Here is a 15,299-nt window from a genome sequence, read left to right as displayed (position 1 = left end):
GTCATCGGGGGGTGCCGACGGCGCCGCGCTGCGCCGGGAACGGTTGCACCCTACAAGCCGTTGCGCCATGCATGCAACAAGTTGCGCCGAGCACGGACTGTGACGCGGACGACGTCCGGGGCCGGGATGGGACGCTGGAGGGAGCCCGCACCGGAGAGGAACCCCGAACGACCGTGAGCACCCCGCACGACGAACTGCGCTCGCGGCTGCCCGCGTTGACCCTCGCCGACGAGCACCGGCTCCGCCGGCGCCTGGACGGCACCCGGCGCACCAAGGACCCGGCCGCCCGCGCCGGCCAGCGCGACCGCATCGCCGCGGACGTGGCCGCCGCCGAGGCCCGCCTCGCGGCCCGTCGCGCCGCCGTCCCGGTGCTGAGCTACCCCGAGGAGCTGCCGGTCAGTCAGCGGCGGGACGACATCGCCGCGGCCCTCCGCGACTCCCAGGTCGTGGTCGTGGCCGGCGAGACCGGCTCGGGGAAGACCACCCAGCTGCCGAAGATCCTGCTCGGGCTCGGCCGCGGCGTGCGCGGTCGCATCGGGCACACCCAGCCGCGGCGGATCGCCGCCCGTACGGTCGCCGAGCGGATCGCCGAGGAGATCGGCACCCCGCTGGGCGACGTCGTCGGCTGGAAGGTGCGCTTCACCGACGAGGTGGGCGACCGGACCCTGGTCAAGCTGATGACCGACGGCGTGCTGCTGGCCGAGGTGCAGCGCGACCGGATGCTGCGCCAGTACGACACGATCATCATCGACGAGGCGCACGAGCGGAGCCTCAACATCGACTTCCTGCTGGGCTACCTCGCCCGGCTGCTGCCCCGCCGCCCGGACCTGAAGCTGGTCATCACCTCGGCGACCATCGACGTCGACCGGATCGCCAAGCACTTCAGCCAGGACGGCGCGCAGGTGCCGGTCGTCGAGGTCAGCGGGCGCACCTACCCGGTCGAGGTCCGCTACCGGCCCGTCATCGACCCCGACGACCCGGACGCCGATCCGGACCGCGACCAGGTGAGCGCGATCGTCGACGCCTGCGCCGAGCTGGTCGCCGAGGGCCCGGGCGACGTGCTGGTCTTCCTCGCCGGTGAGCGCGAGATCCGGGACACCGCCGAGGCGCTGGGCGGGGTGACGGAACGGTCCGGTGCGCCGATCGAGGTGCTCCCGCTCTACTCCAGGCTGAGCGCCGCCGACCAGCACAAGGTCTTCCAGGCGCACACCGGACGGCGGATCGTGCTGGCCACCAACGTCGCCGAGACGTCGCTGACGGTGCCGGGCATCACGTACGTCGTCGACCCGGGCACCGCGCGGATCTCCCGGTACAGCCATCGCACGAAGGTGCAGCGGCTGCCGATCGAGCCGGTCAGCCAGGCCTCTGCCCGGCAGCGCGCCGGCCGGTGCGGGCGCACCAGCGAGGGCATCGCGATCCGGCTCTACAGCGAAGCCGACTTCGACGGCCGCCCCGAGTACACCGACCCGGAGATCCTGCGCACCAACCTGGCCTCGGTGCTGCTGCAGATGGCCTCGCTCGACCTGGGTGACGTCGCGGACTTCCCGTTCATCGACCCGCCGGACCGCCGGGCGGTGGCCGACGGGCTGGCGCTGCTCGAGGAGCTCGCCGCCCTCGACGGCGAGGGGAAGCTCACCGAGACCGGCCGGTCGCTGGCCGCGCTGCCGCTGGACCCGCGGATCGCGCGCATGGTCGTGGAGGCCGACCGGCGCGGGGTGCTGGAGGAGGTGCTCGTCATCGCCGCCGGGCTCACCGTGCAGGACGTGCGGGAGCGCCCGGCCGAGCACCAGCAGGCCGCCGACGAGCTGCACAAGCGCTTCGCCGACGAGAACTCCGACTTCCTGGCGCTGCTCAACCTGTGGCGGTACCTCGGGGAGCAGCAGGACGAGCTCTCCGGCAACCAGTTCCGCCGCACCGTGAAGCGGGAGTTCCTGCACTACCTGCGCATCCGCGAGTGGCAGGACCTGCACGGCCAGCTGCGCAGCACCGCCCGCCGGCTGGGCATGACGACCGGCACGCTCGCCGACGCCCCCGACGAGCGCGGGGTGACGGCGTCCCTGCTGGCCGGGCTGCTCAGCCAGGTGGGGGTGCAGGCCGAGCCGGTGAAGGACCGCAGCGGCAAGCCCGGCCGGCCCGGACGCGAGTACCTGGGCACCCGCAACACCCGGTTCGTGCTCGCCCCGGGCACGCCGCTGGCCAAGAAGCCGCCGCGCTGGGTGGTCGCCGCCGAGCTGGTCGAGACCAGCCGGCTGTTCGCCCGTACCGTCGCCCGGATCGACCCCGAGGTCGTCGAGCGGCTCGCCGACCACCTGGTGAAGCGGCAGTACAGCGAGCCGCGGTGGGACGCCAAGCGCGGCTCGGTGGTCGCCACCGAGCGGGTCACCCTCTACGGCCTGCCGCTGGTGGTCGGCCGGCGGGTGCAGTACGGCTCGATCGACCCGGGCGTCTCCCGCGAGCTGTTCATCCGGCACGCCCTGGTGCAGGGCGAGTGGACGACCCACCACCGGTTCTGGGCGGAGAACCAGGCGGCGATCGAGCGGGTCGCCGAGCTGGAGGAGCGGGCCCGCCGCCGGGACATCCGGGTCGACGACGAGACGGTGTTCGAGCTCTACGACGAGCGGGTGCCGGCCGACGTCGTGTCCACCCGGCACTTCGACCGGTGGTGGAAGGAGGCCCGGCGGCACACCCCGGACCTGCTCACCTTCACCCCGGAGATGCTGACCAACGCCGCGGTGGCCGGGCAGGTGCAGGTCGAGGACTACCCCGACGAGGTGCGCCTGACCCAGGGGCTGACCCTGCCGCTGTCCTACGCCTTCGACCCGGGCGCGGCCGGGGACGGCGTCACCGTCGACGTCCCGCTGGGCGTGCTGGACACCCTGGCCGCGACCTCCGGGGAGTCGCTGGCGTTCACCGTGCCCGGGCAGCGGGCGGAGCTGGTCACCGAGCTGCTGCGCTCCCTGCCCAAGCAGCTGCGCCGCGGCCTGGTGCCCATCCCCGACCGGGTGCGTGAGGTCCTGCCGCACATCGACCCCACCGAGCCGCTGCTGCCGGCGCTGGAGCGCGAACTGCGCCGGGCCACCTCGGTCGTCATCCCGCCCGACGCCTGGCAGCCGGCCGAGGTGCCCGCCCACCTGCGGGCGACCTTCCGGGTGCTCGACGACCAGCAGCGCCCGCTGGCCCAGGGCAAGGACCTGACCGCGCTGCGTGCCGAGGTGGCACCGCAGGCCCGGGCCAGCCTGGCGCGGGCGGCGTCCACCTACGAGCGCACCGGCCAGACCAGCTGGACCTTCGGGGACCTGCCGGCGACCGTGGAGGTGCAGCGCGGCGGCCACGTGGTCACCGCGTACCCCGCGCTGGTCGACGAGGGCGCGACGGTCGGCGTCCGGGTGGTGGCCACCCAGGCCGAGGCGACCCGGCTGGGCTGGCGCGGCGCGCGGCGGCTGCTGGTGCTGGTCGCCGGGGCACCGGTCAAGCAGGTGGTCAAGGGGCTGGGCCCGCGCAGCCGGCTGGCGCTGCAGTTCAACCCGGACGGCGAGATCCCCGACCTGGTGGCCGACTGCGTGGACGCGGCGGCCGACGAGCTCATCGCCGCGGGCGGCGGTCCGCCGCGGACCGAGGCGGCGTTCACCGCGCTGGTCGCCTCGGCGCGCGAGCAGCTGCTGCCGCTGACCTCCGACGCCGTCCGCCGGGTGGAGGCGGTGCTGACCCAGGCCCGCGAGGTCGCCATCGCCATCGGTGCCGCGCCCGGACGCCGGGTGCCGGAGGCGGCGATCGCCGACCTGCGCGCCCAGATGGGCGGACTGCTGCACCGCGGTTTCGTCGCCGCGGCCGGTCGTCGGCGGCTGCCGGACCTGGTCCGCTACCTCACCGCGATGGCCCACCGGCTGGAGCGGCTGCCGGCCAACGCCGTCCGGGACGCCCTGCTGATGGAGTCCGTCGCGGCGGTCACCGCCGAGTACGAGCAGCTGCGCGGGCAGGTGCCAGCCACCGGGGCGCCGGACGACCCGGTCGCGCGCGTGCGGTGGATGGTCGAGGAGCTGCGGGTGGGGCTCTTCGCCCAGGTGGTGGGCACGTCCCGGCCGGTCTCCGAGCAGCGGGTCTACAAGGCGATCGACCAGCTGCTGCCCTGACCCGGGCCGTCAGGGCCGGTCGTCGCCGGCCTCCCGGAGCAGGGCGGAGATCCGCTGCCGGGTCACGCCGAACAGTGCGGCGATGCGGTTGATGCTCACGCCCTCCGCCCGGAGCGCCGCCGCCTGCTCGCGCCGCCAGGCGTGGCCGGCGGTCGAGAGCGTGCCCAGCACGGTGCTGATGCTCTCGACCACCAGCGGGCGCTGCTCCTCGCTCACGACGTCGAGCCACGGGCGGCCGGCCTCGCGCGCGTCGAGCAGGGTCTCCGCGCGATTCCGGGCGTGTTCGAGCGCGGAGACGCAGGCGTCCAGCTCGGCGACGAGGTGGGTCAGCGCGCGGGTGGCGGGCTCGTCGGCAGATCCGCTCATGTCCGTCCGATCAGCGGTCGGGGTCGGGGACCGTCGTTCGATTGCACACTATCCAACGACACGCCCATTGCACGCAATGGGGGTTGCAGATGCGCAGCGTCACTGTCATCGTTGGCCCCGATCCAGTCGGCCGCGACTGACTCGGTACGAACGGGGCCAGATGTCCACCTTCACCGCCAGCATCGACCTGCCGGTCGCCCCCGCCAGCGTCCCCCTGGTCCGCCGGCTGGTCCGCGAGGTGCTGCGCACGTGGGACGCCCCGCACGACCGTGAGGACGCCGAACTGCTGGCGACGGAACTGGTGGCGAACGTCGTCGACCACGCCGGGGACGGCTCGTTCACCCTCGAGCTGACGCTGGGCGGTGCCTGGCTGCGCATCGGCGTGGTCGACGGCTCCGCCGTCCGCCCGGTCGTGCGCGAGCTCGACCACGAGTCCGAGCGGGGCCGCGGCATGCGGTTGGTCGCGGCGATCTCCGACCGCTGGGGGGCCGAGGACCACCGGGGCGGCAAGCGGGTGTGGTTCGAGCTGGCCCCGGTGGCCGCCGGCGAGCCGCCACCGGCCGGCTGAGCGCCTGGTTTGCGCCCCCGGGGCAGCGGGGAGGGCCGCTGGGACAGCAGTCCCGCGGACGACGAGGAGTCCTGATGACCGAGCCCAGCAACGTGCAGCCGGCTGGTGAGGAGCTCACCGACCAGGAGATGGTGGAGGCCGTCGAGGGCTCCACGGACAGCGCGTCGGAGAACGCCGATCGCGCCGGCCGGGACTGGGACGGTGACCCCTCGCAGGCACCACAGCCGTGACCGCGCCGGCTGCGGGTGTCGTCAGACCCCGCAGCCGGCCGCGTCTGCCGGGCCGGTCTCCCGCCAGGCGGGAGCGCGTTGTGGCCACGCTCACACGCTGTGGCACCGTGTGCCGGTCCCGTCATCGTCGACGAAGGCAGGCGCATGAGCATCCTCGGCACCCGGGTCGTCCGCACGGAGGACCCGCTGTTCCTCACCCGCGGGGCGGTGTACACCGACGACCTCGCCGACGACCGGCTCACCGGAGCCCTGCACGCCACGCTGGTCCGCTCGCCGGTCGCGCACGGCCGCGTGCTGTCGGTCGACACCGCCGCGGCGCGGGAGGCGCCCGGGGTGGTCGCGGTGGTCACCGCGGCCGACCTGACCGACCTGGCGCCCATCCCGACCGGGTTCCCGTTCGTCCACGAGTCGTTCACCCGTCCCTGGCTGGCCTCCGACGTGGTGCGCTTCGTCGGCGACGTCATCGCCGTCGTCCTCACCGAGGAGCGCTACCAGGGCGAGGACGCCGCCGAGCTCGTCGCGGTCGACATCGACCCCCTGCCGGCCGTCGTCGGCACGGCAGCGGCGGCCAGCGACGACGTCGTCCTGTTCCCGGAGGTCGGCACCAACCTCGTCGCCTCCTTCGGCGAACCGGCGCCCGAGGACTTCTTCGCCGGCTGCGAGGTCGTCGTCCGGCACCGGATCGTGAACCAGCGGGTCGCGCCGGTGCCGCTGGAGACCCGCGCCGCATCCGCGGTCTGGGGCGAGGACGGGCGGGTCACCCTGTGGTGCTCCAACCAGGGTGCCCAGATGGCCAAGGCGCAGGTGGCCGGCTGGCTCGGCCTGGACCCCGACCTGGTGCACCTGATCACCCCCGCCGTCGGTGGCGGGTTCGGGGCCAAGATCGGCGCCGACCCCGAGTTCGCCCTCGTGGCCCAGCTGGCGAAGCTCGTGCAGCGCCCCGTCCGCTGGTCGGAGAGCCGCTCGGAGAACCTCGTCGGGATGCTGCACGGCCGCGGTCAGGACCACCAGATCGCCATCGGCGGGCGGCGCGACGGGACGATCGAGGCCTACAGCCTGGTCGCCGACCAGGACGCCGGCGCCTACCCGCGGTTCGCCGTGGTGCTGCCGACGCTGACCATGCTGATGACCCCGGGTGTCTACGCCTTCCCCCGGGTGCACGCCCAGGCCCGGGTGCTGGCCACGAACACGACGTCGATCGGCGCCTACCGGGGCGCCGGCCGGCCGGAGGCCACCGCGGCGGTGGAACGGGCCGTCGACCTCTTCGCCGCCGAGATCGGCATGGACCCGGCCGAGGTGAGGCGGATCAACGTCGTCCCGCCGTTCGACACCCCGCACACCACGGCGATGGGCGCGACCTACGACACCGGCGACTACGCCGCCGCGCTGGAGAAGGCCCTCGACGCCGCGGGCTACGCCGAGCTCCGCGCCGAGCAGGCCCGCCGGCGGTCGGCCGGCGAGGTCCGCCAGCTGGGCATCGGGCTATCGGTCTACGTGGAGATCACCGGCGCCGGCGGCGAGTCGGGCGCCCCGACCGAGGACGCGTCGATCGAGGTCCACCCCGACGGGACGGCGACGATCCTCACCGGCACCTCCCCGCACGGGCAGGGTCACGCCACAGCCTGGGCGATGATCGCCAGTGACCAGCTCGGCATCCCGATCGAGAAGATCACGGTGCTGCACGGCGACACCGACCTGGTGCCGAGGGGCGGCGGCACGATGGGCTCCCGCAGCCTCCAGCAGGGCGGTGCGGCGGTGCACCAGGCCGCCGGGGAGCTGGTCGAGCTGGCCCGCGCCCGCGCCGCCGAGCGGCTGGAGGTGGACCCCGCCGACCTCGTCGTCGACCTCGGCCTGGCCGGGATGGCGGTGAAGGGCTCCCCGGGCAGCGGGGTGGGCTTCGCCGAGCTCGCGGCCGACGAGCCGTTGCTGGTGCGCACCACCTTCTCCGCCGCGGCGCCCACGTTCCCCTTCGGCGCGCACGTCGTCGTCGTCGAGGTCGATGTGGAGTCGGGCAAGGCCGAGGTCGTCCGGGTGGTCGCCGTCGACGACGCCGGCACGATCCTCAACCCGCTGCTGGCCGACGGGCAGCGCCACGGCGGGCTCGCCCAGGGCGTCGCGCAGGCCCTGCTGGAGGAGGTCCTGTACGACGCCGACGGCAACCCGACCACCTCGACGCTGGCGGACTACCCGTTCATCTCCGCCACCGAGCTGCCCAGCTTCGAGCTGGTCGAGATGGCCACCCCGACGCCGGTGAACCCGCTCGGCGCCAAGGGCATCGGCGAGGCGGGCACGATCGGCTCCACCCCGGCGACGCAGAACGCCGTCATCGACGCCGTCGCCCACCTCGGCGTCCGGCACATCGACATGCCCACCACCCCGATGCGGGTGTGGCGGGCGATCCAGCAGGCACGGCAGGAGGGGGACCGGTGAAGGTCTCGATCACGGTCAACGGCCAGGAGCGCACCGACGACGTGGAGCCGCGGATGCTGCTGGCGCACTGGCTGCGGGACGCCTGCGGGCTGACCGCCACCAACATCGGCTGCGACTCGACGTCCTGCGGCGCGTGCACCGTCGTCGTCGACGGGCTCACGGTGAAGAGCTGCACCGTGCTCGCCGCGCAGACCGACGGGGCGCAGGTGACCACCCTGGAGGGGCTGGCCGGTCCGGACGGCGAGCTGCACCCGGTGCAGGCCGCCTTCCGCGCCGAGCACGGGCTGCAGTGCGGCTTCTGCACCCCCGGGATGGTGCTGGCCGCGATCGGGGTGCTCGCCGACAACCCCGACCCGAGCGACCGGGAGGTCCGCGAGGGCCTGGAGGGCAACCTCTGCCGGTGCACCGGCTACCACAACATCGTCCGTGCGGTGCAGGCCGCGGCGCAGGCCGGCCCGGCCGCCGGCCAGGTGCCCCAGGCGCAGGTGCAGCGGTGATCCCCGCGCCGTTCGAGCTGGTCCGCGCCCGGTCGGTCGAGGAGGCGCTGGACGCGCTGACCGAGCACGGCGACGACGCCAAGGTGCTGGCCGGTGGGCACTCGCTGCTGCCGCTGATGAAGCTGCGGCTGGCCGTGCCCGCGGTGCTGGTCGACATCAGCGGCATCCCCGACCTCTCCTACGTGCGGGTGGAGGGGGAGGAGGTGGCCATCGGCGCCGGCACCCGGCACCACGAGCTGCAGCGCTCCGCCGTCGCCGCTGCCGAGGTGCCGCTGCTGCCGCACGTCGCCGGCCGGGTCGGCGACCCGCAGGTGCGCCACCGGGGCACCCTCGGCGGCACGGTCGCGCACAGCGATCCCGCCTCCGACCTGCCCACCGCGCTGCTCGCGCTGGGCGGGGACGTCGTCCTGCAGGGCCCCGGCGGGCGGCGCGCCGTGCCGGTGACCGCGTTCTGGCTGGGCTTCTTCGAGACGGCGCTGGAGCCCGACGAGCTGGTGGTGGAGGTCCGGGTGCCGCGCACCGGGGCCGCGGGCTGGGGCTACGAGAAGTTCACCCGCCGGGAGAACGACTGGCCGATCGTCGCCGCCGCCGCGGTGCAGGGCCGGGTGGCGCTGGCCAACATGGCCGGCGCCGTCGTCCGGGCCACCGCGACCGAGGAGGCGCTGGCCGGCGGGGCGTCGATCGCCGACGCCGCCGCGCTGGCCGACCAGGGCCTGTCGCCGTCGTCGGACATGCACGCCGACGCCGACTACCGCCGGCACCTGGCCCGGCTGCTCACCCGCCGCGCCCTGGAGACCGCCGCCGCGTCGTCCTGACCCGGTTTCGGCGCCGAAACCCGGCCAGGTTTCGGCGCCGAAACCGGGTTGGGTTTCGGCGCCGAGAGCTGGATCGGGCGGAGGCCGGGGACGGCGGAGGGCGCTGCCTCAGCGGGCGGGGGTGAGCATCCCGGCGCCGACGGTGGCGTTGGTGGACTCGTCGATGAGGATGAACCGCCCGGTCGCCCGGTTGCGGTGGTAGTCGTCGACGAACAGCGGTTGCGTGGTGCGCAGCGTGACCCGGCCGATGTCGTTGAGCCCGAGGCTGCCCGCCTCGAGGTCGCGGTGCAGCGTGTTCACGTCCAGCCGGTACTGCACGTCCTTGACCATCGCGCGCACCGAGCGGGTGGTGTGCTTGACCGCCAGCCGCTGCCGGGCCTGCAACGGCTGGTCGGACATCCAGCAGACCATCGCGTCGAGGTCCTGGGTGACCTGCGGGGCGTTCTGCGGGCGGCAGATCAGGTCGCCGCGGGACACGTCGAGGTCGTCGGTGAGCCGGACGGTGACCGACATGGGCGGGAACGCCGCCTCCACCGGGCCGTCGGGGCCGTCGATGCCGGCGATCGTCGTGGTCAGGCCGCTGGGCAGCACCTGCACCTCGTCACCGGGGCGCAGCACACCGCCGGAGACCCGGCCGGCGTAGCCGCGGTAGTCGTGGAACGCAGCGCTGTCAGGACCCAGGACCTGCGGGCGGATGACGTACTGCACCGGGAACCGGGTGTCGACCAGGTTCCGGTCGCTGGCGACGTGCACGTGCTCGAGGTGGTGCAGCAGCGAGGTGCCCTCGTACCAGGGCATGTTCGCCGAGCGGGTGACGACGTTGTCGCCCTGCAGCGCCGAGATCGGGACGACGGTGACGTCGGGGACCTCGAGCTTGGTGGCGAAGGCGGTGAACTCCTCGCGGATGCCCTCGTAGACGGACTCGGACCAGTCGACGAGGTCCATCTTGTTGACCGCGACCACCAGGTGCGGCACCCGCAGCAGCGAGGCGAGGAAGGCGTGCCGGCGGCTCTGCTCGACCATGCCCTTGCGGGCGTCGACGAGCACGATCGCCAGGTCCGCCGTCGAGGCGCCGGTGACCATGTTCCGGGTGTACTGCACGTGCCCGGGGGTGTCGGCCAGGATGAAGGTGCGCCGCGGGGTGGTGAAGTACCGGTAGGCGACGTCGATGGTGATGCCCTGCTCGCGCTCGGCGCGCAGGCCGTCGGTGAGCAGCGCCAGGTCGACGTAGTCGCCACGGCTGGCCCGCTCGATCGCGGCGTACTGGTCCTCGAACACGGCCTTGCTGTCGAACAGCAGCCGCCCGATGAGGGTGCTCTTGCCGTCGTCGACCGAGCCGGCGGTGGCGATCCGCAGGATGTCCTTGCGGGCGGTGGCGATCTCGGCGGCCGCCTGGGAGAGAGCGCTCATCAGAAGTACCCCTCCTTCTTCCGGTCCTCCATCGCCGCGTCGCTGACCTTGTCGTCGCCGCGGGTGGCGCCCCGCTCGGTCAGCCGGGTCACCGCGATCTCGGCGATGACCTCCTCGACCGTGGTGGCCGTCGAGCGGACCGCGGCGGTCAGGTTGGCGTCACCGACGGTGCGGTAGCGCACGCTCTCGTGCAGTACCGTCTCGCCGTCCTTCGGCGTGATGAACTCGTTGACCGCGTACAGCATCCCGGCCCGGTCGACGACGTCCCGCTCCTGGGCCAGGTAGAGCTGCGGGATGGCGATCTCCTCCTGGGCGATGTAGCCCCAGATGTCCAGCTCGGTCCAGTTCGACAGCGGGAACACCCGGATCGACTCGCCCTGGTGGGTGCGGCCGTTGTAGAGGTCCCACAACTCCGGTCGCTGGTTCTTCGGGTCCCACTGACCGAACTCGTCGCGGAAGGAGAACATCCGCTCCTTCGCGCGGGCCTTGTCCTCGTCGCGGCGGGCACCGCCGAACAGCGCGGTGAAGCCGTGCTGCTCGACCGCGTCCAGCAGCACCGGGGTCTGGATCCGGTTGCGGGAACCGTTGGGCTCCTCGCGCACGGTGCCGGCGGCGATCGCGTCGGGCACCGAGGCGACCACCAGCTCCACGCCGAGCTCGGCGACCCGCTTGTCGCGGAACTCCAGCACCTCGGGGAAGTTCAGCCCGGTGTCGACGTGCATCACCGGGAAGGGGATGCGCGCCGGGGCGAACGCCTTGCGGGCGAGCTCCAGCATGACGATGGAGTCCTTGCCGCCGGAGAACAGGAGCACCGGGCGCTCGGACTCCGCGGCCACCTCGCGGATGACGTGGACGGACTCGGCCTCCAGCGTCTGCAGCTGGGTGAGCCGGTGGTCGGGCAGTGCGTCGAGCGGCGTCACGCTGTCGAGCTCCCGGGGACGGCGGCAGGGGCGGCGGTTCAGTGGGCCAACCACATCAACGTGGTGGGGATTCCCGGCACCAGTGTCCGTCATGGCCCTACTCGTCAGGCCCCCGGCTCCTCCGCCGGGTCGCCGGACCCCTCGGTGGCCACCTCGGGAGGGCCCGAGCGGGGCAGTCGGACGGCGAAGGTCGCGCCCTCGCCGGGGGCGGTGGTGAGCTCCACCCGGCCGCCGTGCGCGGCCACCAGCGAGGCGACGATCGACAACCCCAGGCCGGTGCCCCCGGCGGCCCGCGTGCGGGAGGCGTCGGCGCGGTAGAAGCGCTCGAACACCCGGTCGGCGTCGGCCGGGGCCAGGCCCGGTCCGTCGTCGGAGACCGCCAGCACGACGGAGTCCGGGTCCTCGGCGTCCTCGGCGACCCGCACGGTGACCCGGGCGTCGACCGGGGTGTGGGTGAGGGCGTTGGTGACCAGGTTGCCGACCACCTGGCGCAGCCGGGCCTCGTCCCCGCGCACCACCGGTGCGTCGGTCAGCGAGTCGTCCAGGTGCAGGCTGACCGCGCGCTCCGGCTGGACGGCGCGGGCGTCGTGGACGGCGTCGCCGGCGACCTGTGCCAGGTCGACCGGGCCCAGTGAGAGCGGGCGCTGCTGGTCCAGCCGGGCCAGTTGCAGGAGGTCCTCGACCAGGGAGCCCATCCGGGTGGCCTCGGACTCGATCCGCTGCATCAGCCGGCCGGTGTCCTCCGGGCCGCGGACGGCGCCCTGGCGGTGCAGCTCGGCGAACCCGCGGATGGAGGTGAGCGGGGTGCGCAGCTCGTGGCTGGCGTCGGCGACGAACCGGCGCATCCGCGCCTCCGAGGCCCGCGCCTGCTCCTCGGAGGACTGCTGGGCGCGGAAGGAGCTCTCGATCCGGCCGAGCATGCCGTTGAGCGCGGCCGACAGCCGGCCGATCTCGGTGCGGTCGTCACCCGCCGGCACGCGGCGGGACAGGTCGCCGCCGGCGATGGCGCGGGCGGTGTCCTCCACCTCCTCCAGCGGCCGCAGGCTGTTGCTCACCAGCAGGTAGCCGGCGACGCCGAGGACGACGAGCACCGTCAGCCCGACCAGGAGCTGGATCCGGACCAGCCACTCGAGCGCCGCCTGGTCGCCGGCGCGGTCCTGCCCGATCACCAGGGTGCGGTCCGGCGCGACCTGGACCAGGGCGACCTGCCAGGAGCTGCGGTGGTCGACGGCGGGGAGGGTGAACGCCTTGCTGCCGTAGCCGGCGGCCGTCTCGGCGGTGAGGTCGCCGAGGTCGGGCAGCTCGTCGTCGGACTGGGGGGCGGCGTACTGCCCGATCAGCCCGTCGGGGCCCAGGCAGGCCAGGTAGACGCCCCGGCCGGTGACGTCGATGCCCTCGCCGCTGCAGGCCTGCTGCACCAGCGTCGGGTCGTTGGTCACCTCCCGGACGAGGCTGCCCAGCTGCTGCTCCTGCTGCTCGAGCAGGTAGCTGCGCAGCAGTGACGTCGCGGCGAAGCCGGTCGCGGTCAGCGCCAGCGCGACCAGGGCGACCAGCAGCGCCACCAGGGTGACCCGCAGCGGGATGCGGGGGGCACCGGCCGTCCGCTGCCCGGCCGCCGGCGGAGCGACGTCGTCGGCGGCGTCCTGCCCGTCGTCCGGGCTGGACGTGAGCGTGCCGGCCGAGCTGCTGCTCCCCGGCACCCGTCCGGTCGGGGTGCCCGTCACGCGCTCAGCTGCCGCGCGGCAGGCGCAGCGAGTAGCCCACGCCGCGCAGGGTGTGCAGCAGCCGGGGCTCGGTGGTGTCGATCTTCCGCCGCAGGTAGGAGATGTAGGACTCCACGACGTTGGCCTCGCCGTTGAAGTCGTAGTTCCACACGTGGTCGAGGATCTGCGCCTTGGACAGCACCCGGCCGGCGTTCGTCATCAGGTAGCGCAGCAGCTTGAACTCCGTGGGGGAGAGGCTGACCAGCTTCCCGGCCTTGATGACCTCGTGCGACTCCTCGTCCAGCTCGATGTCGGCGAAGACCAGCTTCGGCGACTCCGCGACCTGCTGGACGCCCTGCGCACGGCGGAGGACCGCCCGGATCCGGGCGAGCACCTCGTCGAGGCTGAACGGCTTGGTGACGTAGTCGTCCGCGCCCAGGGTCAGGCCGGTGACCTTGTCCTCGCCGGCGTCGCGGGCGGTCAGGAACAGCACCGGGGTGTGCCGGCCGTTCTGCCGCATCCGGCGGACGACGCCGAAACCGTCGAGGCCGGGCATCATCACGTCGAGGACCAGCAGGTCGGGGCGGAACTCCTCGGCCATGGCCAGCGCCTGCTGGCCGTCGGCGGCGGTGGCCACCTCGAACCCGGCGAAGCGCAGGCTGGCCGAGAGCAGCTCGCGGATGTTCGGTTCGTCGTCGACCACGAGCAGCCGGGCCTCGGGTGCCGCGGTGGTCGAGCTGCTGGCGGTCACTGTTCCCCCCGATGGAGCCGGTCCGGCCGTCGTCATGCCGCGACGGTCGTCGCCGTGGCTGCGTCCGGCCTGGACGCTACCTGTGAGAACGCTGCGAGGCGGGGTCACGCGGTCGGGGACATCGCCCGGCCGCGGCGCCAGTAGCCGATGGCGTGGTGCTGTCCGCGGCGCAGGCCCCAGCGGGTGCGCAGGTCGGCCCGGACCGCCCGGACCACCGAGGACTCGGCGGCCACCCAGGCGAAGACGTCGTCCCCCTCGGGACGGGGCAGCGCCGCGACGGCATCGGTGAGCAGCGAGCTGAGGCCCGGCTCGGTGCCGCCCCGGTGCAGCCAGCGCAGCTCCACCCCGGCGGGGGCGGGCAGGCCCTGCTCCTCCGCCGGCCCGGCCACCTCGAGCAGAGCGACCCCGCGGGTGTCCGGGCCGGCGTCGGCCAGCACCCGGCTGATCGCCGGGATGGCCGTCTCGTCGCCGGCCAGCAGCAGCCACCCCGCGGGTGCCGAACCCAGCGGCGCCGCGCTGGCGACGCCGAGGAGGGCGCCGGGCGCGGCCGCGGCGGCCCAAGAGGCGGCCGGCCCGTCGCCGTGCAGCACGAAGTCGACGTCGACCTCGCCGGCGGACGGGTCCTGCCGGCGCGAGGTGTAGCTGCGCAGGCTCACGCCGTGGCTGCCCTGGGGCCAGACGATCCGGCCGTCCCGGGCCACGGCGGGCCAGCGCGGGTCGGGGTCGCCCACGCGGGGGACGAGCAGGGAGAGCGTGGGACCCGCGGCCGCGACCACGGGCGCCGGGGCGTGCAGGGTCACCCGGCGGACGGCGGGCGTGACGTCGCGGACGGCGGTGACGGTGAGGACGTCGACCGGGCGTGCGTCCGGGGCGGTGCTGGCGGGCGGCGGGTCGACGGGGGCGCTCACGGTCAGCCAGCCTAAGCGGGCCGACCCGACCGGCCCCGGGGGAAAGGGGCCAGCCGGGCCGGCGATCGCGGACGAGGTCTCACGGAACGTGACCAGTGCGCGGCACTGGCCAGGGAAGACGTCCCAGGACCTCCGTCTGTGAGCACGCTACGTGACGATCTTCGCCCCGGCACTCCCCGGCCGGGTGACCCCCCTCGATGGGGTGAGCGCTGGAGGGACCCCGAGGTGCGCCCGGCAGCCGGGTGTGCCGCTGATGTGTGCCGCGCCGCCGGCCCGGGCAGGCACCCCCGCACGACGGGTGCCGAGCCGGGGACCCACCGCACGGAGGAGGCCGGATGGCCGAGGAGTTCAGCAAGGGCGACCACGTCACGTGGAAGAGCCACGGCGGTGAGGCGGAGGGCACGGTCCAGCGGGAGATCACCTCCGACACGAAGGCCGCCGGCCGGACCGTGCGGGCCAGCGAGGACGACCCGCAGTACGAGGTGAAGAGCGAGAAGAGCGGCGGGACCGCCGTCCACAAGCCCGGCGCACTCGAGAAGGACTGACCGTCGCGGCCGGGGGCCGCGCGAGA

General features: G+C 74.2%; 13 protein-coding genes. 7 read left to right on the top strand and 6 right to left on the bottom strand.

The window, feature by feature from the left end:
* Window positions 1-173 precede the first annotated feature (173 nt).
* Window positions 174-4,130, top strand: coding sequence for an ATP-dependent RNA helicase HrpA (hrpA, locus tag JD78_RS15200; RefSeq protein WP_153358607.1), 3,957 nt, complete (start codon window positions 174-176; stop codon window positions 4,128-4,130).
* A gap of 9 nt (window positions 4,131-4,139) precedes the next feature.
* Here the strand turns inward: hrpA and JD78_RS15195 are convergent, their stop codons facing one another.
* A complete protein-coding gene (locus JD78_RS15195; RefSeq protein WP_153358609.1) occupies window positions 4,140-4,496 on the bottom strand; it encodes a hypothetical protein in 357 nt (118 codons plus the stop codon).
* Window positions 4,497-4,656: 160 nt separating this feature from the next.
* Between JD78_RS15195 and JD78_RS15190 the strand changes: the two genes are divergently transcribed.
* The 5 genes from JD78_RS15190 to JD78_RS15170 all read left to right on the top strand — a co-directional run bounded on the left by JD78_RS15190 (window position 4,657) and on the right by JD78_RS15170 (window position 9,036).
* Window positions 4,657-5,064: an ATP-binding protein gene (locus JD78_RS15190; protein WP_153358611.1), complete on the top strand. Its 408-nt coding sequence runs from the start codon at window positions 4,657-4,659 to the stop codon at window positions 5,062-5,064.
* A gap of 74 nt (window positions 5,065-5,138) precedes the next feature.
* Complete coding sequence (locus tag JD78_RS15185; RefSeq protein ID WP_166521218.1) at window positions 5,139-5,294, top strand: hypothetical protein; 156 nt, start codon at window positions 5,139-5,141, stop codon at window positions 5,292-5,294.
* A 144-nt stretch (window positions 5,295-5,438) separates the two neighbouring features.
* Window positions 5,439-7,724, top strand: coding sequence for a xanthine dehydrogenase family protein molybdopterin-binding subunit (locus tag JD78_RS15180; RefSeq protein WP_153358613.1), 2,286 nt, complete (start codon window positions 5,439-5,441; stop codon window positions 7,722-7,724).
* Window positions 7,721-8,221, top strand: a complete 501-nt coding sequence (locus tag JD78_RS15175) for a (2Fe-2S)-binding protein (protein ID WP_153358615.1) — start codon at window positions 7,721-7,723, stop codon at window positions 8,219-8,221. The genes JD78_RS15180 and JD78_RS15175 overlap by 4 nt, the downstream gene beginning before the upstream one ends.
* Window positions 8,218-9,036, top strand: coding sequence for an FAD binding domain-containing protein (locus JD78_RS15170; RefSeq protein ID WP_153358617.1), 819 nt, complete (start codon window positions 8,218-8,220; stop codon window positions 9,034-9,036). The genes JD78_RS15175 and JD78_RS15170 overlap by 4 nt, the downstream gene beginning before the upstream one ends.
* Before the next feature lie 108 nt (window positions 9,037-9,144).
* Here the strand turns inward: JD78_RS15170 and JD78_RS15165 are convergent, their stop codons facing one another.
* The 5 genes from JD78_RS15165 to JD78_RS15145 all read right to left on the bottom strand — a co-directional run bounded on the left by JD78_RS15165 (window position 9,145) and on the right by JD78_RS15145 (window position 14,728).
* On the bottom strand, window positions 9,145-10,446 hold the full coding sequence (locus JD78_RS15165) for a sulfate adenylyltransferase subunit 1 (protein WP_153358619.1): 1,302 nt from the start codon (window positions 10,444-10,446) through the stop codon (window positions 9,145-9,147).
* Window positions 10,446-11,366: a sulfate adenylyltransferase subunit CysD gene (gene cysD / locus JD78_RS15160; protein WP_243731055.1), complete on the bottom strand. Its 921-nt coding sequence runs from the start codon at window positions 11,364-11,366 to the stop codon at window positions 10,446-10,448. Before cysD ends, JD78_RS15165 begins: the two co-directional genes overlap by 1 nt.
* Window positions 11,367-11,470: 104 nt before the next feature.
* Complete coding sequence (locus tag JD78_RS15155; RefSeq protein ID WP_228395022.1) at window positions 11,471-13,090, bottom strand: sensor histidine kinase; 1,620 nt, start codon at window positions 13,088-13,090, stop codon at window positions 11,471-11,473.
* A gap of 4 nt (window positions 13,091-13,094) precedes the next feature.
* Window positions 13,095-13,820, bottom strand: coding sequence for a response regulator transcription factor (locus JD78_RS15150; RefSeq protein ID WP_153358623.1), 726 nt, complete (start codon window positions 13,818-13,820; stop codon window positions 13,095-13,097).
* Between the two features lie 104 nt (window positions 13,821-13,924).
* Window positions 13,925-14,728, bottom strand: coding sequence for a siderophore-interacting protein (locus JD78_RS15145; protein WP_153358625.1), 804 nt, complete (start codon window positions 14,726-14,728; stop codon window positions 13,925-13,927).
* A gap of 335 nt (window positions 14,729-15,063) precedes the next feature.
* Between JD78_RS15145 and JD78_RS15140 the strand changes: the two genes are divergently transcribed.
* A complete protein-coding gene (locus JD78_RS15140) occupies window positions 15,064-15,273 on the top strand; it encodes a hypervirulence associated TUDOR domain-containing protein (RefSeq protein WP_153358627.1) in 210 nt (69 codons plus the stop codon).
* Window positions 15,274-15,299 lie beyond the last annotated feature (26 nt).

This window comes from Modestobacter roseus (assembly GCF_007994135.1).
GTDB lineage: Bacteria > Actinomycetota > Actinomycetes > Mycobacteriales > Geodermatophilaceae > Modestobacter > Modestobacter roseus.
The sequence above is the reverse complement of the archived record's forward strand: the minus strand, read 5'-3'. Positions and strand labels throughout refer to the sequence as shown.